This is a genomic window from Butyrivibrio sp. AE2015, from assembly GCF_000420825.1.
GTDB lineage: Bacteria > Bacillota > Clostridia > Lachnospirales > Lachnospiraceae > Butyrivibrio.
The window spans coordinates 1-22,942 of sequence record NZ_ATVR01000047.1 but is presented as its reverse complement, the minus strand read 5'-3'; the positions used below and the strand labels follow the sequence as shown (position 1 = coordinate 22,942).

Annotated in this window: 14 protein-coding genes; 1 reads left to right on the top strand and 13 read right to left on the bottom strand. The window is 40.5% G+C overall.

The window, feature by feature from the left end; translation table 11 throughout:
* The 13 genes from G585_RS0115345 to G585_RS18415 form a co-directional block, all read right to left on the bottom strand.
* The coding region (locus G585_RS0115345) for a hypothetical protein (protein ID WP_022776180.1) at positions 1 to 1,496 on the bottom strand (1,496 nt) is incomplete at its 3' end.
* A gap of 163 nt (positions 1,497 to 1,659) precedes the next feature.
* Positions 1,660 to 2,520 (bottom strand): AmmeMemoRadiSam system radical SAM enzyme, encoded by an 861-nt coding sequence (amrS, locus tag G585_RS0115340; protein ID WP_022776179.1) that lies wholly within the window; start codon positions 2,518 to 2,520, stop codon positions 1,660 to 1,662.
* Between the two features lie 52 nt (positions 2,521 to 2,572).
* Entirely contained in the window at positions 2,573 to 3,958 is a 1,386-nt protein-coding gene (amrA, locus tag G585_RS0115335; protein WP_022776177.1) for an AmmeMemoRadiSam system protein A, read from the bottom strand.
* A 125-nt stretch (positions 3,959 to 4,083) separates the two neighbouring features.
* Complete coding sequence (locus G585_RS0115330) at positions 4,084 to 6,633, bottom strand: hypothetical protein (RefSeq protein WP_155827855.1); 2,550 nt, start codon at positions 6,631 to 6,633, stop codon at positions 4,084 to 4,086.
* 31 nt (positions 6,634 to 6,664) lie between these two features.
* Positions 6,665 to 6,985 carry a PilZ domain-containing protein gene (locus G585_RS0115325; RefSeq protein ID WP_022776175.1) on the bottom strand — a complete coding sequence of 107 codons (321 nt, stop codon included), beginning with the start codon at positions 6,983 to 6,985 and terminating at the stop codon, positions 6,665 to 6,667.
* 161 nt (positions 6,986 to 7,146) lie between these two features.
* Complete coding sequence (locus G585_RS0115320) at positions 7,147 to 9,663, bottom strand: DUF342 domain-containing protein (protein WP_022776173.1); 2,517 nt, start codon at positions 9,661 to 9,663, stop codon at positions 7,147 to 7,149.
* A 24-nt stretch (positions 9,664 to 9,687) separates the two neighbouring features.
* The gene (locus tag G585_RS0115315) at positions 9,688 to 10,098 is read right to left on the bottom strand and encodes an ATP-binding protein (RefSeq protein WP_022776172.1); all 411 of its coding nucleotides are present in this window, start codon (positions 10,096 to 10,098) and stop codon (positions 9,688 to 9,690) included.
* A gap of 154 nt (positions 10,099 to 10,252) precedes the next feature.
* Positions 10,253 to 12,052 (bottom strand): methyl-accepting chemotaxis protein, encoded by a 1,800-nt coding sequence (locus G585_RS0115310; RefSeq protein ID WP_022776171.1) that lies wholly within the window; start codon positions 12,050 to 12,052, stop codon positions 10,253 to 10,255.
* A gap of 151 nt (positions 12,053 to 12,203) precedes the next feature.
* Complete coding sequence (locus tag G585_RS18425) at positions 12,204 to 13,256, bottom strand: FAD:protein FMN transferase (protein WP_051143009.1); 1,053 nt, start codon at positions 13,254 to 13,256, stop codon at positions 12,204 to 12,206.
* Positions 13,257 to 13,272: 16 nt separating this feature from the next.
* Positions 13,273 to 16,110: a pyruvate, phosphate dikinase gene (ppdK, locus tag G585_RS18420; RefSeq protein WP_022776168.1), complete on the bottom strand. Its 2,838-nt coding sequence runs from the start codon at positions 16,108 to 16,110 to the stop codon at positions 13,273 to 13,275.
* 34 nt (positions 16,111 to 16,144) lie between these two features.
* A complete protein-coding gene (locus G585_RS0115295; protein WP_022776167.1) occupies positions 16,145 to 16,987 on the bottom strand; it encodes a glycerophosphodiester phosphodiesterase family protein in 843 nt (280 codons plus the stop codon).
* 180 nt (positions 16,988 to 17,167) lie between these two features.
* Positions 17,168 to 19,207, bottom strand: coding sequence for a glycoside hydrolase family 31 protein (locus G585_RS0115290; protein WP_022776165.1), 2,040 nt, complete (start codon positions 19,205 to 19,207; stop codon positions 17,168 to 17,170).
* A 16-nt stretch (positions 19,208 to 19,223) separates the two neighbouring features.
* A complete protein-coding gene (locus G585_RS18415) occupies positions 19,224 to 21,164 on the bottom strand; it encodes a beta-L-arabinofuranosidase domain-containing protein (RefSeq protein WP_022776164.1) in 1,941 nt (646 codons plus the stop codon).
* Between the two features lie 318 nt (positions 21,165 to 21,482).
* Here G585_RS18415 and G585_RS0115280 point away from each other — a divergent pair, with 318 nt between their 5' ends.
* Complete coding sequence (locus G585_RS0115280; protein ID WP_022776163.1) at positions 21,483 to 22,376, top strand: helix-turn-helix domain-containing protein; 894 nt, start codon at positions 21,483 to 21,485, stop codon at positions 22,374 to 22,376.
* Positions 22,377 to 22,942: the final 566 nt, after the last annotated feature.

Sequence of the window (22,942 nt, the reverse complement as noted above, 5' to 3'; positions counted from 1 at the left end):
TCTTTTGCAGTTGTCTTTGCTTCTAACTCCTTATCTGCATTCTCTTTTGCAGTTGTCTTTGCTGTCAATTTCTTATCTGCATTATCTTTTGCAGTTGTTTTTGCTGTCAACTCTTTTGCTGCTGTTTCCATGGCCGTAAGCTTTTCGCTTGCAGTCTTCTTTGCTGCTTCCCATGCTGTTTCAGCTTCCTTTTTCTCTTTCTCTGTTCTTGCAGGATCATTTTTTACAGCGTCGTATGCTTTTTCAGCTGCTTCAACATTTTTCTGCGCTGTTCCCAACTCTTTTTCTGCTGCTTCTGCAGCACTCTTCGCTGTCTCGAATTCTTTTTCTGCTGTTTCTGCAGCACTCTTCGCTGTCTCGAATTCTTTTTCTGCCGTTTCTGCAGCACTCTTCGCTGCCTCGAATTCTTTTTCTGCTGTTTTTACATTACCCTGCGCTGTTCCAAACTCTTTTTCTGCTGTTTCTGCAGCACTCTTTGCTGTCTCGAATTCTTTTTCTGCTGTTTTTACATTACCCTGCGCTGTCTCTAATTCTTTTTCTGCTGCTTCTACAGCATTACCAGCTAATTTAAACTCTTCAGCTGCACTATCAGCCTCATCTTTTGCATTCTCCAGGGCAGCTTTTTCAACTTCAGCTTTTCTATCTGAAACGATTTTATAAGCATCCTGAGCCTCTGCTTTAAGCTTCTCAGCAATACTAATTACCTCTTTAAGATTTTCTTCAGCTTTTTTAGCGTCTTCACTTGTCTTATCTACAAGCTCATCATATGCCTTCTGGGCTTTTTCAACTTCTTCAACAGCAGAGTTGTACTCATCTTCCTTATCGGCAAATGCCTTTGAAGCTGCAGCAAGGTTCTCTTCTGCCTGGGCAACTTTTTTCTCAGCTTCTGCAACTATCTTGTTTGCCTCCTCAGCCTCTTCAAGATTTTTTACGCCATCAACGTTATCATTGATTTTCTTTACTTCTTTATTTATCTCATTTGTCTTTTCTGCTGCTTCATTAGCAATAGCGTTCAATTCACCTGCAGCATTATTAACAGCTTCTTCATTCTCATTAATATCTTTTTTACCAGACTCTATTTTTTTAGCATCATTATTAAGTGCAGGTTCATCTACACTGTCTATTTCATCTATCTTTTCTTTAAGGTCTTTGTGAGCCTCAGATATAGCCTGATTGTCCTCATCACCAATAAGCTGCTCTTTTATTTCCTCATCCCCTGTATATCCAATAACTGCAGAATCATTTTCTTCAGCATTCTCGAGCGCATCTTTTACATCATCAACTGCTTTCTTGGCAGCATCGATTTCGTCAGATAAGTCTTTTTCAATTTCCTGCGCATTCTTTGACTCATTTTCTTCATTAGCGCTGCTTCCTGTTACAGGATCTACAACTCCATCATCTGCAGCGAAAGCTGTAACAGGCTGCATAGCCATGCTTGCGCTGATTCCGATTGCAAGTGCCTTGATAAGCTGTTTGTCCAATGTGTTCTTTTTCATTTCAATACCTCACAAAAATATAATTCATATACACAAGTGGACATTCTACAAGATGACCTATCATATCACCTATCATAATTCGATTAATTTTTGTATTTTTACCTCATTTTTATTATTTGTTTCAAAAAAAATAATCCCTTCTGCAACTTTTTTGCAGAGGGGATCAGCAATTTCCGGTATAGACAAAATCCAGTTTTTTCCTTGCAATATCTGCAAGATGATAGATTCTGTCAACATCTGTAGGTGGCCTGTCTGTCATTTTAAATCTTGGAAAAAATCTTGAAATGTGAAGCGGTATATTTTTGCCGATAACATTCCCACTCTTATCCTTAAGGGAAGCAATCCATTTGGAAATTTCTAATATTTCCTCATCAGAATCATTCTCCCCCGGGATAATAAGAGTTGTGATCTCAACATGGCAGTGTTTTACTGCTTCTGCAATAAAATCCATGACCATCCGCCGATCTCCTAAAAGAACATCGCTGTAAAAAGAATCAGAAAAACCCTTTAAATCTATATTCATGGCATCAATATAGGGGATGATCTCTTCTAAAACATCCAAAGAGGCCATTCCGTTAGATACAAGAACATTTTTCATTCCCTTATCATGAACTAACCTGGCTGTATCTCTTACAAACTCGTAACCTATCAGCGGTTCATTATAGGTGAATGCAACTCCAATATTGCCATTTGCCTTATATTTGACAGCAAGAGCGGCAAGTCTCTCAGGAGATACATATTCAGCCTCTTTTTCAAACTCATAGACTCCATCAACCCAGGATATCTCATAGTTCTGGCAAAAGGGGCATCTTAAATTGCAGCCATAGCTGCCAACAGACAATACCATAGTCCCCGGCATAAATCTGTTTAAAGGCTTTTTCTCAATTGGGTCAAGAGCTATGCTTGTGATCCTGCCATAGTTTAATGGCACGATCTCACCATTCCTGCAGCTGCGAACGCCGCAGAAACCGTTCTTTCCTTCGCTGATCATGCACTTTCTATAACATACATTACAAGCAGGCATCTTTTTCCTCTTAATTCAAATCATTTTGATTCAAGTGAACTTAGGGTTTTCTTTAGTAGTGCCTTACAACTTCAAACCTCTGCAGATGTATCTCATCATCCTCAGTTATCCCGCCCTTTTGCATGGCAATAGCAACCTGTTGCTCTACAGAATCCACCCCATCAAGGTCAGGTAAAAGAAGTCCTCTCTTTCTTCCACTTGAGACTATGACGCCATATCTTTTTACATCCAGCTCATCCATAGAATAAATGTTCTCAGGTTTCCCCAAAACATCAACATTTATCTCCAAAAACTCAAGTTCATTTGCAGTTATAGCGTTAAACCTTGGGTCTTTAGTGGACGCACTTATGGCATTTTGTATGATCTCCTCAGCAACATTTTCGCATGTAGGCCCAATTGTTCCTATGCATCCTCTAAGCCTTCCGTGCTCATGAATGGAAACAAAAGCTCCCGCTCTTATCCCAAGCATTTCTTCAGGAATATCACCTGGAACAGACAGTACCTTTTTCTCAAGAATATAGCTGTATACTGACTTATAGGCCAGCTGTACATAGGCATCTGAATTTTGTCTTTTTTCTTTTATCTCTCTTTCTTTTTCCCGGTAAAAGATATCCAGAAATTTTCTGCTCTCATCCTCATCTCCGGGCATAAAGGTACATATCCCATAACCAACGCCGGTAATATCCTGATGAGAGAGCCTGTTTGCCCTGACCTTTATGCCATCAAGCGCCCCAGCCATTATGACAAAAGATCTGTGACCACACTCAGCTGCCTTGTCACAAAAATCCTCATCAAACTCCAATAGTTCTCCAAAAGCCCCTCTCTGACACACATCCATGACTTTTTGATCATAAACAGGGCCTTCTGCTGCATATCCATAAGGTCCGTAATCCTGAAGCTTATGAGACAGATCCCCACTGGCGACATAGACAACTCTTTTCCCGGTAGCATCCACAGCATCCTTGATTATCTGTCCCATTTTGTAATGATCCGTTAAAGGAAGGCCTGAAAGCCCCACTCTTACTATCTTTCCGCCTTTATATTTTTTCCTGATAAAGAAAAGAGGAACCATTGTTCCATGATCAAGGTCTCTATCCACTTCCCCAAGAGTTCCCGCAGGAAAAGAGATTTTTTTAGCTCGTTTTTCTATTTCAGAAACAAGCGCAGCATCATACTCCTCGATAAATTTCACTTTATCTGCTCCAAATCTTGAAAAAGAGCCGGTAACAGCATTTCCCGGGGAAATGTGAAAATAATCCGCGTACATAGTTGCATGAGGACTTGAAATTATAATGGTATCAGGCTCAAGCTCAGCTATTTCCTCAGCAACTCTCTCATATGCTATTTTTGTCTCCTCGATCTGCTTTTCACCACCTCTTCCAACATCAGGAATGATAAGTGGCGGATGCGGAACCATATATGCAGCTATTATGGGCATGGCAGCCTCCTTTATGAACGCTTTTTAGTAATAATATTATAGCATGTCAGTAAAAAAGAGATTAGTGTAATCCGCTTACACTAACCTCTTTTTTTAGCTTATCTTTTATATTTTACTCTCTCGTTTTACTTGATGTTCTCTGTTTCCTTTTCTTTGTGTCTTCTGTACATTTCTTCCCCAGCTGTTCCAAGTATTGCTATGAGAATGAGCCACCACCAAGATGCCTTTTCTTCTTTTGTCTCTGTGAATGTATCTGCTAATGCTGTGTCCTCATCTTCGATAGATACAAATGCCTGCTCATTATTCTTTACAACATCATTTGCCACCATCTCTGCTGCTGTAGGAGCTTCTTCATCCTCAATCTGAGTGTATGTATCATCATTTGTATCTTCCATAGCTGCTTCAACTGCTGTGTTATCAGTAGCTTCATTTGTAACTGCCATTTCAGCTGCAAGAGGTGTTATCTGATCTTCAATGTTGATCATAGAATTATCAACTGTGAATGCTTCAGGAGCTACATATGCAGGAGCCTGATAATCATCTGTGCTATCTGTGTTCTGATCGTTTGTATCAGCTACATAGATAAACTGGATTGTTGATCCTGCAGGAAGTGTATACTCAGCTACTTCTTCGTTCTGATTTTCTGCAGCAGCTGTATTCTCAGCAGTTTCTTCATTTTCTTCTGCAGCTGCAGGAACAGGTGCAAGCGGTACTTCTTCATTCTCAAGATCTTTTATGATTTCTCCTTCAGTACCATTTTCTTCTGTCTTATTATCAACTAAGTTTTCTTCTGCTTCGTTAACCTCAGTTTCTTCAGCCTTTTCTTCCGACTTTACTTCAGGCTCTTTTTCCTCTTCTTGAGCGGCTGTGTACTTAGCTACAACTGCTTCATATTCAGCTTTTCCTGCTTCCTTCTGATCTAAGATAATATTAAGATCAGCCTGTGCTTCTGCCACTTTATCTTTTGCCTCTGAAAGCTTTCTGTCAAGATATCTGATAGCCTGATTCAGAGTCATGTTATTAAGAAGATTTGCTTCCTCAGGAGTAGCCTCAATGTTAAGATATGCTGCGATATCATCAACTCCCAGAACCTCTGTTGCCTTTACGATCCTGTTTGTGCGGTTGTCCTTAAGGGTATCGATCGCATCCTCAAGCTGCTCAGCTTTTTCTACTGCTTCATCTACTGCATTTCCAGCATTCTCTACAGCTACCTCGTAATTTGAATATGTATCAACTCTTTCCTGAGCCTTTGTGTAGAAATCGATGAATGCCTGATCGCTTGTATCAACTACATTTGTTCCGCCATGAACCTTGCTGTTCTGGTTCTGAACAACTTCGTGAACCTCAGCATCTCCCATGTAAAGCTTGCCTTCCTGATCGATGGTGATACTGCCATTTTCAAGTGCATCTTCAAGTTCTTTTCTTACCATGAACTGTGTTTTACCATCTTCAACATAAGCAAATACATCAAGCTTTCCACTGTTTGCCATATTACGGATATTTTCGTTAGTAGGGTGGGCAGCGAAGTACTTTTTAAGATAGTCGTTAGCATCGATCTCTTCCTGAGTTTTTTCGAAGATCACGATATCTGTTGATTTTCCAAGAGCATTGTTGTCATAACGGTTATTTTCTTTAATGTACTTATCTGCTCTGTCGTAGTTGAAGTAAAGGGTCTGTTTCTGGCCGTTACTATCCTTGTAAGTTATGATGTTGTAGTTGTAATCCTGTGTGTCATAACCTTTTACGTACTTCTCAACCTTTATGTCAGTTGCACCACTGTCTACAAGCTGAGGAATATAATATTCACGGATTATTGTGTACATGAAGTTACGCTGTGGGCCCCAGTCTACTACTACTTTATCTGCGCTATCCTTGATTTCTTTTGCAGGCTCAACCTGAGCCTCCATTTTTTCTTTTGTCTCTTCTACTATAGTTCCAAGAGTATCAACCTCTGCCTGTGCCTTTTCAAGTTCTTCCCTTGCATCTGTTGCATCGTCAGAAGCATCATTTAAAGCTGCCTCGTAGTCTGCCTCTGCCTGTATAAGTCTTTCTTTTGCATCTTCATATTTGTCATTCAGCTCATTGAAGTATTCCTTCTTGGCATTTATGTCAAAAGATGTATCCTCTATAACCTTCACAAGTTCATCATAGCTCTTCTGGGCATCTTCAACAGACTCAGCTGTTGTTATGTCTTCTACAAGATCTTCAACCTGCTCTTTGGCTTCCTGTGCAGATTCCTGTGCACTTTCAGCTACTTTGACAGCTTCATCAACATTTTCAACCATCTCGACAGCTGCTTCATCCGCTGCTACGTCGGCCTGATCTGCTTCTACAAGAGCTGCTTCAACTTCATCAATCTTCTCAGCTGCAGTGTCAAGACTTTCGATGCTGGCCTCTTCAACATTTTCAATAGTTTCTAATGTCTCTGATGCTTCCTCGATAGCTTCTGTTGTTTCAGCCGCAAGTTCCTGTGCCTCTGCAGTTACGCTTTCCTCTGATGAACTTTCAGTATTTTCATTTTCAGAAGTTTCTGCTGTTTCAGGAGTGATATCCGGAATATTATTCTCATCATCCTGCGCATATGCAGTTATTGGAGATGAAATACTCATCATCGCCGATATTCCAACAAGCATTGCTGAAATAAGTTTTTGATTTGTAAGATTATTCTTCTTCATAATAGCTGCACCTTCCTCTTTCAAAAATAATTTACTCTTCAATACCTTCGGCAATATGCTCGAACAGGTATTGAAGAACATCCGGGGTGAATTTTCTTGCCTTAAGAGCAATTGCCTTTTTTCCGTTTGCTTCTTTGTCTTCTCGTACTACGTCGGCGTACATTATAAGTGTTTCTGCTACGACTATCACATCATTTCCAAGTATTGAAGGAGTTTTCTCGTCAACTGTAATAGCCATTCCAAGAGGACTTACGTTCTTAACTTCGCCGAAATATTTCTCAAGTGATTCTTTATCAACAATTACACTGTTTGCTTTGAACTCAACTCTGTTTATTTTTCTACGTTCTTCCATTGTTATCTCCTTCTTGTACTTTTATTATCGTCATTATACATCATAAAAATTATCATATTTGACGTTATTTTTGTTATTTATGATAGTTTAAGACTCCGTTTATTTTTGCTTAATATTTGGTCAAAAAAAAGAACCGATTTGTTTATCGGCTCTTTTCTTTTTTACATAACCAGGATATTCTCTTTTTTTGCATCTGACCTAAAGATCATTTTGTCATAGGTTTTCCTATCGCTATCGAGTCTTAAAACCAGACCATCTATGACAAATACTGTTCCGGCGTATGCCACCTCAGTTATTACCGCCTGCGCATTTCCGCCCTTTTTTATCTCCTCTTCATAATAGAACTGCTTCTTTCTGAGTTCTTTAAGCTTACTCTCTTTCATGCCGACAGCTGCATTTATCTTAACCTTCCATTGCATTACCTGCCTGTCTACAGCACCGATTTCCTGAAGTCTGTCTCTCTCTTTTGCAAGAGTTCTGTAATCTTCTTCCTCTCTGCTTATAGTCTTTTTTATCGCACTGTATTCTGTCAAAAGAGCTGAATCAACGCCGAGGTTTACTATGGTTTTTGCTCCAGTCTTATTTCCTATGGATGCAACTTCGATTCCATAAATGCTGTGGCAGGTTCCTCCATACAAGGTTCCTGCTCTTCCGTATGTTCTGATAAAACCTTTTGCAGTGAGCTTACAGTTGATAAAAAAGTTTGCAGAAATATCTTTTCCAACGACTGTTACTCCTTCAAAGAATTTTGCAGAAACATTACCCTTGGCATTTATTCCTCCACGGATCGGACATGTAGCTCCACCTTTTATTACAACATCTCCGCCACTTGTTATCTCGGAGCTCTCCATATGCCCACCTATGATAACATCACTTGAAGCTATGATCTCACTTCCCGAATGGACATCGCCTTTGATATAAACAACCCCATCATAATTTATCTTTTTATCAGTTATCTTTACCTCAGGCATAACAAGGATTTTCTCTATTTTGATATTGCCATCGTGCATAGTAAGGGCACCGGTCCATTTAGCAACATATGTGACCCTGTCATTTAAGATCATAAAGCCTTCACCTTTAAGAATTGGAATCTCTTTTCCATTCTTTGCCTGCTTTACTTCTCCCAATACGTTAAATCCATTCACGCCTTTGGTTGCTTTATGATAAAGAGCTATCTTATCCCCTACATGCACCTGCACAAGGGAATCAAAGTTTGTAAGATCAGCTGTGCCATCAGCTAATATTTCCGGTTCCTTCCCTTTATTTGTATCAAAGAAATACTCATAATAGCCATCATGACCATCTACAGCTTCTTTACCAGCAGCCACAAGATATCTTTCTGAGTGGTTCAAGTTGGAAATCATATTGGCGATTCCCGGCTTATCTACTCCTTTCCTAACATTACATTTAAAAAGAAAGGCAAGAACCACATCCTCTGTGTACTCAAGGCCATCACTTCTAAGAGGGAGTTTTAAATAACACAAAAGATTGTCTGAAGCAAAAGAAAGATAAAGGTCCCTGTTGGCCATCATAGAATCAAGTAGTACTTTGCTGTCCTTAGACCCGGCAGTCCTGTCAAAGACAGTTTTTTCTGTACCGTCTTCATCTTCAACTGCCTTATATACGCCGGAAAGCATCTGCTCCCTGATCCTACGCATATCTTTGGCAGTGTACATCATGGTCGAGAACTTACTGATATCAAGTCCTTCTTCAATTCCCAGTCTTATCTCACGCATCTGATCCGCGTGGTACAAAGGTTTGGAATAAGGAGCTATATCAATCTGATGTTCAAGTCCAATGCGCATTTCAAACATTTGCATCCAGCCGTAGGATACATCTGCATATCTTGCCACATCTACGCCATTTTCAAGTCCGATCCTGATCTCTTTTATGGCATCTCCACGCATGTCCCGGGTAATATAATCATCTATAGGAAGGCCTTTTTTCAGACTGATCCTTATTTCCTCAAGCTGTTCCGCGTCAAAACGGTCCTTTATATACCTTGATATATCTATTCCCTCAAGAAATGCCTTATGCATCTGGTCTAACACAGATGCATTGTATCTGTCGATCTGCTTGGAGTCAAAAAAGAGCCCATCCTCTGCGCTTTCTCTTACAGCACGCATTTTCATATAAGGAATATCAACAGATGCATAACCGGAAATATCAATTCCTGCTTCAAGGCCTTTTCTTATTTCACGCATCTGCATGCAGTCAAATGCCGGATCCTGGAAAAAGATAATAGGAACCGGAGGCTTTGCTAAAAGCCCATGTCTTAGCTCTCTCATCTGAACTGCAAGATATTCTTTTTTTGCATATTGGGAAACATCAATTCCTGCGGCAAGACCTTGCCTGATCTGAGACATCTGCAAAAAGTCGAATCCCTCATTCCGATATTTACTCATATCAATACCTTGACTCATTTCAAGACGGAGTTCCTCCATCTCTGTCCAGGAATATTTGGGATCCATATACTTTTTATAATCTATTTTATCGGTAATACCTTTTCTTATTTCAGCTAATTGGAGCGCATTAAATTTAAGAGCTTTCAGTTTTTCAACATCAGCTCCCAATTCACCACACAGCTTAAGCTCTTTTTCCAAAGCATTTTGGTTAAAAGAGTCCAACCCAGAATATTCACTTAATTCATCAAGTAGATCAACATCTGGTGAAGCCATATACACCCCACGTCTTCGAAAAAATCATTTTATGACTTTTTCTAATGTAAGTATATTGCAGCCATCTTCATACTTATAAAGGACTTTATCCATACTTTTTTTCACAATAAAAATACCAAGCCCGCCAATCTGACGTTCTTCAGCAGAAAGCCCCGTATCGGGATCTTCTTTTGCAAGCGGATCAAAGGGTGCCCCCTGATCAATGAAGGTAATAACAGCAGTGGAATCCTCTGCTCTAAAGTCAAAACTTATTTCTGCCTGACCATCTTTTCCCTCATATGCATAGCTTGCAATGTTGACAAATATTTCCTCAACAGCAACATCAATCTGCATTTGAACCTTCATGGACGCTCCGGCCTGTTCTAACTGTTCATCAACAAAGCCAAGCACTTCATCCAGTTTTTGAACCTGTGCATCAATTTTGAGTACGCTCATATGCATTCCTCATATTTGTACTTCATGATTGTTATACGTCTATAAAACCATTATATACAATATATCGTAAAAAGTGTTGCAGTTTTTATAAAAAAACGGGCAGAGTACTTTTTATGTATTCTGCCCAGTTTGTTAATCCTGACAATTAAAAGATTTAAAGTTCGAATTTTGCCACGAAATTCTGAAGTTCCTGAGCATTTTCAGCAAGTTTATCAGAAGCTTCTGCGACCTCATGAGTTGTTGCTGTCTGCTGCTGTGAAGCTGCTGATACATTCTGTGTTTCATCGGCAACGCTTGTACTCATATCCTCGATCTTCTGGATATTTTCAGCAATAGTCTCAGTTCCATCTGAAAGCTGAGAAACAATCTCGCTCATGCGGGCTGACTGTTCAGAAATTGTATAAACCATGTCAACGATATTGTTAAATGTATTACCTGCCTCATTGACTGTTTCTGTACCCTCTGCAACACTTTCTGCACCGGATCTCATGGCTTCTACAGCCTCATTGGAATTGTGCATGATCTCTGATATAAGCTCTGTGATATTGGATGCAGCTTCATTGGACTGATCAGCAAGTTTACTGATCTCACTTGCAACAACTGCGAATCCTTTACCCATTTCTCCTGCTCTTGCAGCCTCAATGCTGGCATTAAGAGACAAAAGATTTGTCTGGCTGGCGATCTCAGCAATCGTATCAACGAATGTATCGATATTCTTGAGCTGTTCTCCAAGGGCATCAACAACAGTAGCTGTATTTTCAACAGATGACTTGATAGTAGCCATCATATTAGTAGCGTTTGTCATATCTGCAGCCCCCTTCTTGGCTGCATCATTTGTAGAATCGATCATCTTAGTTGTCTGATCAATAGCGTCCTTGAATTCCTGCATATTGTCAACAAATGCCTTTGTTTCCTGACTTGCTCCGGTAACAGCTGTAATCTGACCTGCACAGGAATTAGCAACGTTTGTACAGGAATTAGCAACCATCTCACTTGCATCAGCAGACTGTGATGCACTGGCTGAAAGTTCTTCTGAAGCAGATGCAACATAGCTTGTCGTATCAAAGATCTTCAGCATAAGCTCTCTGATATTGTTGTGCATAAGATCAAGAGCTTCTGAAATCTGTCCAATCTCATTATTTTCTCTCTTAAGAGCACGAACCTGATCCATCTCTTCACTGTCACTAAAGTCGCTGTTAGACATTTTAACCATCTGGTCAGTGACAAGGATAATAGGTTTTGTGATTCTCTTGCCCATGTAAATAGCTATAGCTGTTCCGATCACTATAAGGACGAGGAGCATAATAACAGATCTTGTAATATTGCTCATAAGGGCGGCATGTGAATGAGAAGTGTACTCTGCAAGAATTGTATCGATGTGATCAACCCATACACCGGTACCCATTACCCAGTCAAAGGGTTCGAAGTAAGCTGTATAATTGATTTTTGGAAGAGGCTCAGTCTCATTTGGCTTTGCGAACATAAGCTCTGTATATCCGCCACCATCCTGCATACCGTTTTTGATCATCTCCTGAATAAAATAAGTTCCATTAGGATCAACAGAATCCCATCTTGACTGACCTTCTGTATCTCTTCCAAGAAGAACTACGTTAACACCCTGAGAAGTGTCAACCCAGAAATATCCCGAACCATCATTATATTTTAGTTCTCTGATGATATCAGCAGACTCCTTTTTTGCTTCTTCAAGAGTCATTTCGCCTGCCTGGTATCTGTTATACATTATCTGGCAGACACTCATTGCTTCCTGAGTCTCATTCTTAAGCTCAGTCTTAATATCTTCCAAAAGTCTGCTTCTGTAGACCTCTGTAGTAGTCTTATCAGTGGTGATAGTGCTCGTTACTGAGAAAATCTCAATAGCAACAGCTGAAACGATAACAGCACAAAGTATTGCAAATACTATGACAAACATCAAAGAACCACGTTTCTTATCCATAACGACCCTTCCCCGAGAAATTATCGGTATATCGGCAGCTACATTTCCAATATAACATCAAGTAAAATCAATAACAATATCACCATATATTAAAAAAGTATAAATCCCGGAAAGCACAAAGAGCCTGGCTTTTCGCCAGGCTCTTTATAAATTATTTACTTATTATTTTTATATGGTTTTGGGAATACTCAGATGATAATATAAACCTGTCCGATATCCCCTCTGTCACATATACATTTCCATCTGATGTAACAAATACTGCCTCAAAATCATCTCTTTCTTTCCAAAAAGAAATAGCACTATCAAGGCCTTTTATATAAAGGGCTGTTGAATATCCATCGCATTTAAGCCCATCTTTGCCAACTATAGTCACAGATACAAGTCCTGAATCCGCAGGAGCACCTGTAGAAGGATCTATTATGTGATGGTACAACTTCCCGTTCTCTTCAAAATATCTCTCATAGCCACCTGATGTTATAATGGCTTCATCACTTGCTCTCAAAACTCCAAGTATCCCTGACTTGCTGTCTTGGAATGGACTTTTTATGGCAACATTCCACATTTCACCATTTGGCTTAGTTCCAATGCACTGCACATTGCCACCAAGGTTTATAAGTCCGCTCTTTACTCCGTTCTGGGTAAAAAAATCATAGAGCATCGTACTTGTATAGCCTTTTACTACACTTCCAAGATCAATTTCCATGTTGGGAGGGATCTGGACAGATCTTTTTCCTTGTTCTGAATCTTCCCCTGAGTTTTCGAGTTTTATCTTTTTGTAATCAACTTCATCCAAAAGTTCAGAAATTCTATCCTCAGAAGGAACCTTGTACTCTCCTGTAGTAAATCCCCACTCCTTCAAAACCGGATAAACAGATACATCTAGCGCACCATCCGTTTCATCACAAATAGAAAGAGCGCCTGACAGAATGTTCCAAGTGTCGTTTGAAAGAAGAGCCTGTTTATTCTTGTTAAGCAGACTTATCTCGCTTTCATCAGCAGTCACTGACAACCTGCTCTCTAAATCTCTTATCTTTTCCTCAGCCTCCGTTAGAAGCTTCTCATCCCCTGCAACTTCCAATTCCATTACTGTATCCATTGCAAAAAGAGTGGAAGTTTTCATGGTCTCATTATTAAATTGGCACCCTGAAAAAATAAGGGCGCAGAATAATACTGCGCCCACATTTTTGATTTTACTAAAAATCATTGTTATCCTTAGAAGATTAGTTCTTCTTGTTCTCGTTATAAGCTCTCTTAGCTTCTTCGATACCAGCCTTAAGTCCAGCAAGTCCAGCCTTTGCAACTTCTGCAGATGCATCAGCAAGGTCTTTTGCAAGAACCTGAGCCTTCTCAGCAGCTTCCTTAAGCTTTTCCTTTGTCTCATCATCTACAACTGACTTCTTGCAATCGCAGTTAGCCTTTGCAGCCTTTTCAGCGATAGCAGCCTGTGCAGCAGCAAGTCTAGCTACAGGAACACGGAATGGTGAGCATGATACATAGTCAAGGCCAATCTTGTGGCAGAACTCAACTGATGAAGGATCTCCACCGTGCTCTCCACAGATACCAACATGAAGTGAAGGATTAACTGGCTTACCAAGCTTAAGTGACATTTCCATAAGCTTACCAACACCTGTCTGGTCAAGCTTAGCAAATGGATCGTTCTCGAAGATCTTTGTGTCATAGTAAGCATTTAAGAACTTACCAGCATCATCACGAGAGAATCCGAATGTCATCTGTGTAAGGTCGTTAGTACCGAAGCAGAAGAAATCAGCTTCCTTAGCGATCTCATCAGCTGTAAGAGCAGCTCTTGGGATCTCGATCATTGTACCAACTTCATACTCAAGCTTAGCACCTGCAGCAGCGATCTCAGCGTCAGCTGTCTCAACTACTACCTGCTTAACATACTTAAGCTCTTTAACTTCACATACAAGAGGAATCATGATTTCAGGCTTTACATTCCAATCAGCATGTGCCTTCTGAACTTCAAGGGCAGCTCTGATAACAGCCTTTGTCTGCATCTTAGCAATTTCAGGATATGTAACTGCAAGACGGCATCCTCTGTGACCCATCATAGGGTTGAACTCGTGAAGAGAATTGATGATAGCTTTGATTTCTTCTACGCTCTTATGCTTTGCATCAGCAAGCTTCTTGATCTCATCTTCTGTTGTAGGAACGAACTCGTGAAGAGGTGGATCAAGGAATCTGATTGTAACTGGGCATCCCTCAAGAGCTTCATAGAGCTGCTTGAAGTCGTTCTGCTGATAAGGAAGGATCTTTTCAAGAGCAGCTTCTCTCTCTTCTACTGTATCTGAGCAGATCATCTCACGGAATGCAGCAATTCTGTCTTCCTCGAAGAACATGTGCTCTGTACGGCAAAGACCGATACCTTCTGCACCAAGCTCTCTAGCCTTCTTAGCATCAGCAGGTGTATCAGCGTTTGTACGAACTTTGAGTCTTCTGAACTCATCAGCCCAAGCCATGATACGTCCGAACTCACCAGCGATCTTAGCATCAACTGTTGCGATCTGACCATCATAGATGTTACCTGTTGTACCATCAATTGAAATGAAGTCTCCCTCGTGGAACTCTTTTCCAGCAAGTGTGAACTTCTTGTTTTCTTCGTCCATGTTGATGTCGCCACAACCTGATACGCAGCACTCACCCATACCACGAGCAACTACGGCAGCGTGTGATGTCATACCACCACGAACTGTAAGGATACCCTGAGCAGCCTTCATACCTGTGATATCTTCTGGAGATGTCTCAAGACGAACAAGAACAACCTTCTCGCCTCTTGCAGCCCATTCTACAGCGTCATCAGCTGTGAATACAACCTTACCACAAGCAGCTCCAGGTGATGCACCAAGACCTTTTCCAAGTGGTGTTGCAGCCTTAAGAGCAGCAGCATCGAACTGAGGATGAAGAAGTGTATCAAGGTTTCTAGGATCGATCATAGCTACAGCTTCTTCTGGAGTCTTGTGTCCCTCATCAACGAGGTCGCAAGCAATCTTAAGAGCAGCAGGAGCTGTTCTCTTACCGTTACGGCACTGAAGCATGTAAAGCTTCTTGTTCTCAACTGTGAACTCCATATCCTGCATATCATGGTAGTGATTCTCAAGAGTCTCACAAACCTTGATGAACTCAGCATATGCTTCTGGGAATTCTTTTTCCATCTGAGCGATTGGCATAGGTGTACGAACACCGGCAACTACGTCCTCACCCTGAGCATTGATAAGGAACTCACCCATAAGTTTATTCTCACCTGTTGCAGGGTCACGTGTGAATGCAACACCTGTACCAGATTCATTGTTAAGGTTACCGAATACCATAGGCATTACGTTAACAGCTGTTCCCCATGAATATGGGATATCGTTATCACGACGATATACGTTAGCACGAGGGTTATCCCATGAACGGAATACAGCCTCGATAGCAAGCTTAAGCTGCTCTACAGGATCTGAAGGGAAGTCTTTGCCGAGCTGCTTCTTGTACTCAGCCTTGAACTGCTCTGCGAGTTCCTTAAGATCTGCTGCTGTAAGATCTACGTCAAACTTAACGCCTTTTTTCTCTTTCATCTCATCGATGAGCTGTTCGAAGTATTTTTTACCAACTTCCATAACAACGTCAGAGAACATCTGAATGAAACGACGATATGAATCGTATACGAAACGCTCGAATGCAGGATCTGGATTTCCTTTGATCATTGCTGCAACTACGTCGTCGTTAAGACCAAGGTTGAGGATTGTATCCATCATACCTGGCATTGATGCACGAGCACCTGAACGTACAGAAACAAGAAGAGGATTCTGAAGATCGCCGAATTTCTTTCCGTTGATCTCTTCCATCTTCTTAACGCCTTCCATAGCCTGAGCCATGATCTCGTCGTTAATCTTACGTCCATCTTCATAATACTGTGTGCAGGCCTCTGTTGTGATTGTGAAGCCCTGTGGTACTGGGAGTCCGATACTTGTCATTTCGGCAAGGTTAGCACCCTTACCACCGAGAAGGTTACGCATTGTCATGTTACCTTCGCTGAACATATAAACCCACTTGTTCGCCATGTTTTTACCTTTACCCTTTCAAAACTATAAAAATTTATAATTTAGCTCCGCTTTTCGGAACGAAACTATCAAAAATAAAAATATCAAAGCCCTTTTTTGCCTTTTCAAGCTGTTCCTCTGACTTAATAGTCCAGGCTGCTGCAACAGTTCCATATAAGTACCTGCAGAGCCTTCTGGAAATATTATCTGCATATTTGTGATTAAATGCAATAAAATCAGGCCTTGTCAAAAAATTGAAGAATAAGTATGTAAGCAGGAAATATATCAATCCGCTAAACTCTTCCGGTTTATCTTTATGAAAATCATCTGAAAGCTGGCCTCTCATGATCTCAGGTCTGTTCTTTTTATACCAGTGAACACCAAATGGATTGAAGGACTCGATGCAATAAGCGCCTTTATATTTTGAAAGAAGCTCATCAGCCTTGCTGCAGACAGAAAGGTCAAATCTCTCTATCTTAAGTTCAACTATAAGAGGAACCTTTCCATCAACCATTTTAAGGAAGTCTTCAAATCTTGGAATCTTTTCCTGTGAGTTCATAAGGTTGAACTTCAAGAGCTCATCGTATGTATAATCGATAACCTTGCCCTTCTGACCGGTAACCCTCTCAAGAGTAAAATCATGAAAAATAACCGGTACTCCATCCTTACTGAGCTGAACATCACACTCTATTCCATATCCTCCATCAACAGCCTTTTTAAAAGCAGCCATGGAATTTTCAGGAGCATCCGACTCATTATCGAACAGCCCTCTGTGCGCATACAGAACACCTGTGAAAGGCTCCCTTGAAGGTTTATTTATTATCCTAGGCATTATCATAAGCAGGTACAATGCAAGTAAAATAAGTAATACCAGGCCTATGACCTTCAAAAATACCATATGATCACTTCCTAAATGAAAATCATTGGATTTGTTAATTAATAAACATTACGCGTCCGCTAAATATTTTACAGCCTTATTTCATATAAAGCAACACTAATTTTATTAGGAAACTGCTATTACTTAAACGTTTAAAATGCCCCAAACCATCACAGGTTCAGGGCACTGCCTTTTTTACTCTTAAATTTTAAACAGAAACGTTTCCGGTTTGTCGGTTCTGTAAAACACCGGAATGACATCAATTGGTGCCTCAGTTTCTATATCACATCCACCTTGATACTTAATTCCGGTAAATGCATGTACCCAGTCACAGCCGGATGGAAGATAAACTTTTCTCTTCTTCTCACCTTCGTGACAGATGGGCGCAACTAAAAGATTACCGCCAAACATGTATTCATCAGTTACATCCCAGCTCTTTTTATCCTCACTAAACTCAAGGAAAAGAGGTCTGATCACAGGAGTTCCTGATTCTGAAGCCTGTTTCATGGCATTCCTCGTATAGTCACGAAGCTGCTCTCTTATGCCAATATAGCCTTTCATGATCCTGTAAGCTTCATCTCCATAGCTCCAGATTTCGTTAGGTGCTCCTGTTACTTCTCTCTCCTCACCGGCTTTATTTATTATCTTACTGTGGGGCTGCCTGCTACCGTGCATTCTCATCACAGGGCAAAAGCACCCAAACTCAAACCATCTGAGCAAAAGCTCAGTGAAATTCTCACTTGTAGTATCACCGCCATGGAAGCCTCCAATATCAGTAGTCCACCATGGAATACCTGCTATTCCCATCTGAAGTCCGGCAACTATCTGCTTTCTGAAATCTTCCCAGGAGGACATGATATCTCCCGACCAGACCAGTGCTCCGTACTTCTGGCTTCCTACCCAGGCGCATCTAATAAGATTAACTATGTCGTTCTGTCCGTTTTCCTTCTGTCCTTCATAGAAAAGCCTTGCGTATTCCCTTGGATAAATATTTCCTGTTTCAAGTACTGACCCGCTGTAATACTGATAGTTTTCATAGTCATAGCCCGTAAATTCGGGTTCAGCCTCATCAAGCCAGAATGTCTTTATTCCCAGATCAGCATAGTTCTTTTTTATCTTTTCCCATACATATTTTCTGGTTCTTGGATTAGTGGCATCCATAAAGAGATTATCCCCATGGAAAACCATCTGCACATCCACACCGCTCCTGCTCTTTACAAGTAGTCCATTATGCTTCATTTCTTCATAATTTTCACTTCTGATGTCGACCTGAGGCCAGATAGAAACCATGCACTTTATTCCCATTTTGGTAAGTTCATCCACCATTTCTTTTGGATTTGGGAAATACTCAGGGTCAAACTTCCAATCGCCACATCTTAGCCAGTGATAATAATCAATAACAAGTACATCTACAGGAACTTTTCTCCTGTAATACTCTCTGGCAATTTCCAGTACCTGCTCCTGATTGAAGTAGCGAAGCTTGCACTGCCAGTAACCAAGGCCATACTCAGGCATCATTGGCGCTCTTCCGACAACTGAAGTGTAATTCTCAATGATAACTTGTGGTGTATCACCTGCTGTGATCCAGTAATCAAGCTGCTTTGTCTCCTCAGCCACCCATTCTGTCACATCAACTCCAAAGTGAACCTCTCCAATTGCAGGATTGTGCCACAAAAATCCATACCCCTTATCAGAAAGAACAAAGGGCACACTCGCCTGTGAATTCCTGTGGGCAAGCTCAAGATTGCATCCCTTTAGATTCATCCTTTCCTGCTGATACTGGCCCATTCCATAGAGCTTTTCATCAGGATCAGACTCGAATTTTGCCCTCAGCTTAAACACATCACCGCTGATTCTCTTAAAGCTTCTAGCCTTTGTACAAAGCGCTCCGTTATTTGATATTTCTTTTAACAAAACCTTGCCTGAGGGTACCTCTGAGTAAACGATCTGCAGAGTATCTCCCCATGGCTGAACATAGCATGATGCTGCGATTTTTCCATTTGTAATGCTGGCACTTCTGTATGAATCCTTTGGATCTTCTGAATCTTTATTATCATGCGTGATCACAGTAACTTCATGCGCTTTTTCATCAGGAGGCAAAAGAGCTGCTGACTGATCTGTAACATCACCCAAAAAGACGCTCCTTACCCTGAGACTGTTCCTGCCCCAGGGCTCAATTACAAGCATCTCGCCATTTCCTCTAAATATAAGTTTTCCGTTTTCCTCTGAAAAGAACTGCATAACTCCTCCAAATATTTCAGACCTTTAATTTCCAGTAGATACCATAGCTCTCTGTGTACTGATCAAAGTGAGTTGTGAATACAAGCGGCTTTGATGTTCCGATAAGGTCAAATTCTGCTTCTCCATCTCTTTTTATAAGATATTTATCTATATTTCCAACAAAATCTTCAACAGATTTTTCAGAAACAATATTGATTTCATCGCTGTCTACGCTTCTTCCTGCAGAAGCAACAACTGCTATCCCATGAGGCTTTGTCATAATCTTTTTTACCCCAAGTCTTGCTGAAAGCACATATGGGCCGTACAGGAAAGCATAGGTATTCTTTCCGTCAGGAAGGTTCTCACAGGTAATGCCAAATGGTATGCAAACTTCCAGATCTGCTCCACTTGCAATATCCTCTTTTGGAAGGATCAAAAAGCCTTCATTCTGCTTAAGCTCTTTTGCCTTACCATTAAGCCTTACGCTTGGACCAGCCTTACTCCAGGTCGGAATTCTGAGCCAGAGATCATCTGCTACCGCCTTGCCATCCGCAGGTTTGATCCTGATATTAACTTTGTCAGACTTTGTAAAGTCACAGTCCAAAGTGACAACATAATCATCCGAAACATATTCTGAAGCTACATAAAGTGAAATCAATAGCTTCTCATGGTCCTTATAGAATATGCCGCTCTGAAGCTTGGTAAAGTTCTCATAGCCCGTTCCTGTGCAGCACCAGAAGTTTCCGTCAAGAGTGTTAAATACCTTGTGGTAGCCTGTAGCCATGGGCTGGAAATAAGTTGTAAATCCCGTCTCATGGTTCTGCGAAGCCATGATGGCATTAATAAGCGTTCTTGCAGAGTAGTCCAGATATTTCTTTTTACCTGTTACTGCAAAAAGCCGTCTTGAAAGCTTGAGCATGTTGTAAGTATTGCAGGTCTCGTTGTTAACATTGGTCCTCTCTGAGTCAAGTACATTGTCCTGACCAAAGTGCTCATTCTCACTGTTTCCGCCTGTAACATAGGTATGTTTATTAACAACAAGTTCCCAGAAGCTTTCAGCATAATCCAGATATTTTTTCTCTGAATTAAATGCCTCATATCTTGCCAAAGCACCAATAAATTTAGGAATTGTAGTATTGGCGTGGACATTGTTAAGTAAATCTGCCTTGCCGGATAAGATTCTTTCAAAAAGCTCTGTCTCATCAAAAGCGTGGGCAGCATCTGCAAAACGTTCATATTCCTTGCTATATAGAGAACTTCCCTGATCTTTTAAGCTTTTATTTATCTCATAAAGCTCATACAGGCAGTCGTTCATTCCGCCATATTCTATACTGAGCACTTTTTTATGCTTCTCTTCCGTCCAGCCTTCAGTTCTTTTGGCAATCCAGATGCCAAGAGCATTAGCAATTTCAAGGGCTGTTTCACTTCCGTAGTGCTTAAAAGAAGCATTTAATCCGGTCAGGATCTTATGCATTGTGTACCACGGCACCCATGCCTCCAAAAATGGATGACTCAGACCTTTTTCTACATTTTCAAACTGAAGCAGTGGATTGTCTCTGAACTCCTTTGTTGGGAAGCCTGCACCAAAGATAAATCCTTCATTTTCTGTTCCCTTTATCTTTTCCTGACATTCTTTTAATGAAACAAGCATATAATCAAGACGCTCTTTTACATCTTCAAGCTCTTTTCCGGTAACTGCAGGGGATGCAGCTGCCTGCGCAAGAGCTGTCAGATAATGCCCCATTGTATGTCCGCCTATAAGCTTATCTTCCCACTCACCGCCATAGCGCTGCTTTCTTTTCATGAAAGCACTTGTAGTTTCTTCATCATCCCCCGCAAGAATGCAGGCAGTCTCACGGAATCCTGCAAGAAGTCTGTCCGGATCGAGCAAAAGCATATTCTTTACGTCAATATGAAGTGCCTCATCAAAGTACTTGTCTGTAACCTTTACATCTTTTAGTTTTGTCAATTTCCACATGCGTTTATTATTTTCTTCTCCTCTTCATCCTTTCAATACACCTGCATCGCGATTTTACAATCATGGGCATATTTCAATAGATTCATGCTAGCATTTTCACTCGTTCAATAAAATAGAACAATGATAGATTATGTGTCACTTTGTATTGTAATGATTTGTGCTTTTTAAATATATTTATTTAGGCAATAAATGCGATAACCATCGCAATATTTAAAATTGCAATCAAACAAGTGAGAGGTATAATATGATAATAAATGTGTATTTTTTGTCCCGTTTTGTGTCATTTTTCCACATTAAGTGTCATTTTTGGAGATTATTATGCCTAAAAAAAGTAAAAAACATGACAATCGTCTAATGATTTTCCCAAAAGAACAGCTCTTTCATTACCTTAGAAGCGGCAAATTCAAAGCTCTTTCTAATGATTGGAAACACGAAAGCATGGGGCTCTTATTTGATTACGAACTGATAGTTGTTACAGAAGGAACTCTGTTCCTTAGATATATGGACGAAGATTTTACCGTCTCTACGGGAGAATATCTTATCCTCCCGCCAAGTGCATCCAACCGTATTGGTTTCAAAAAGGCTTACTGTTCATTTTACTGGCTCCATTTTACCGCAGATCTGGGAGCCTTTCCTTCCAGACTAAGTCCTGATTCAATTGGATCAATTAAACGTGCAAATTGTTTCATTATGCCACAGAACGGCCATGTCCCAAGTCTCGAAAAAATAATTGTCCACATGAAGCAGCTTCAGGATCTTGAGCGAAACAATTATCCTGACATAACCTTAAACGCAGTCGTTACAGCTATACTGACAGAGCTTTACGGACAGCTTGAAGTAGAAAAACAAAACGATAATGATCCTATAGGGAATAATCAGATATATTCAGACATTGCAGATTATATAAGACGTAACATTTCTGAAAACCTGAAGATAACTGACATTGCAAATGCTTTTGGATATAGTCCCAAATATCTTTCCCATCTCTTTAGTGAAGTACGCGGAATATCACTCAAGCAGTTTATAATGTCACAGAAAATTGACACCGCCTGCTATTATCTGACAGACTCTGATAAAACTGTAACCCAGGTTGCCTCTGAACTTGGTTTCTCAGATATGCACAATTTCTCAAGAGCGTTTAAAAAAAGCACCGGGCTTACACCCAGTGCTTATAGAAATACTTATGCCAAAAGACTTTTATATCATGTATGAACATCTCCATAAAGAAAGGGTGATTTTTCACAGCCCGTATTAGTTTTTCGTTGTAGATTAGAGAGAGGATTCTGATGTTTGCAATTAGCATGCATCAGAATCCTCTCTCTTTGTATATGCGTAAGTACTTTGGTTACGTCCGCCACCATTGACTGAACCTGAGGAAAACGCCCTGGCCTGCGAGCCGACGGTGAGGATGATGGGAACAGTAGAGGTGGCCGGAAGTTTTTCAAGCGCTATATGCCCAAATCATCCTTTTCATCTAAACATCAATGATTGTTTTATAAAAAGAAAGCATGTGTACAGAAAAAAGATGCTCGCGTCATGTCGAAAAAGATGTACAAGACATGAATAATAGAATAAATGCCAGATTTCATGCCAAACGATTCTATTCAAGGCATGAAATTATGAGAAAAAACTGACACAGCATGTCGAATTACTAAGCAAAGACATGGTATCTGATTCAAAATCACCGTAGAGTGAAATTTTAAATTCAGCTATTTCAGGTCAAAAACATGGCGATGTAGAAGTTAGTCTTGCACATGCCATTTTTATCTCTTATCCTA

Excerpts from the sequence above, each read along its gene's own strand:
- amrS (WP_022776179.1), bottom strand. The coding sequence starts at position 2,520 with ATGCCTGCTTGTAATGTATGTTATAGAAAGTGCATGATCAGCGAAGGA.
- amrA (WP_022776177.1), bottom strand. The coding sequence starts at position 3,958 with ATGCCCATAATAGCTGCATATATGGTTCCGCATCCGCCACTTATCATT.
- G585_RS0115330 (WP_155827855.1), bottom strand. The coding sequence starts at position 6,633 with ATGAAGAAGAATAATCTTACAAATCAAAAACTTATTTCAGCAATGCTT.
- G585_RS0115325 (WP_022776175.1), bottom strand. The coding sequence starts at position 6,985 with ATGGAAGAACGTAGAAAAATAAACAGAGTTGAGTTCAAAGCAAACAGT.
- G585_RS0115320 (WP_022776173.1), bottom strand. The coding sequence starts at position 9,663 with ATGGCTTCACCAGATGTTGATCTACTTGATGAATTAAGTGAATATTCT.
- G585_RS0115315 (WP_022776172.1), bottom strand. The coding sequence starts at position 10,098 with ATGAGCGTACTCAAAATTGATGCACAGGTTCAAAAACTGGATGAAGTG.
- G585_RS0115310 (WP_022776171.1), bottom strand. The coding sequence starts at position 12,052 with ATGGATAAGAAACGTGGTTCTTTGATGTTTGTCATAGTATTTGCAATA.
- G585_RS18425 (WP_051143009.1), bottom strand. The coding sequence starts at position 13,256 with ATGATTTTTAGTAAAATCAAAAATGTGGGCGCAGTATTATTCTGCGCC.
- ppdK (WP_022776168.1), bottom strand. The coding sequence starts at position 16,110 with ATGGCGAACAAGTGGGTTTATATGTTCAGCGAAGGTAACATGACAATG.
- G585_RS0115295 (WP_022776167.1), bottom strand. The coding sequence starts at position 16,987 with ATGGTATTTTTGAAGGTCATAGGCCTGGTATTACTTATTTTACTTGCA.
- G585_RS0115290 (WP_022776165.1), bottom strand. The coding sequence starts at position 19,207 with ATGCAGTTCTTTTCAGAGGAAAACGGAAAACTTATATTTAGAGGAAAT.
- G585_RS18415 (WP_022776164.1), bottom strand. The coding sequence starts at position 21,164 with ATGTGGAAATTGACAAAACTAAAAGATGTAAAGGTTACAGACAAGTAC.
- G585_RS0115280 (WP_022776163.1), top strand. The coding sequence starts at position 21,483 with ATGCCTAAAAAAAGTAAAAAACATGACAATCGTCTAATGATTTTCCCA.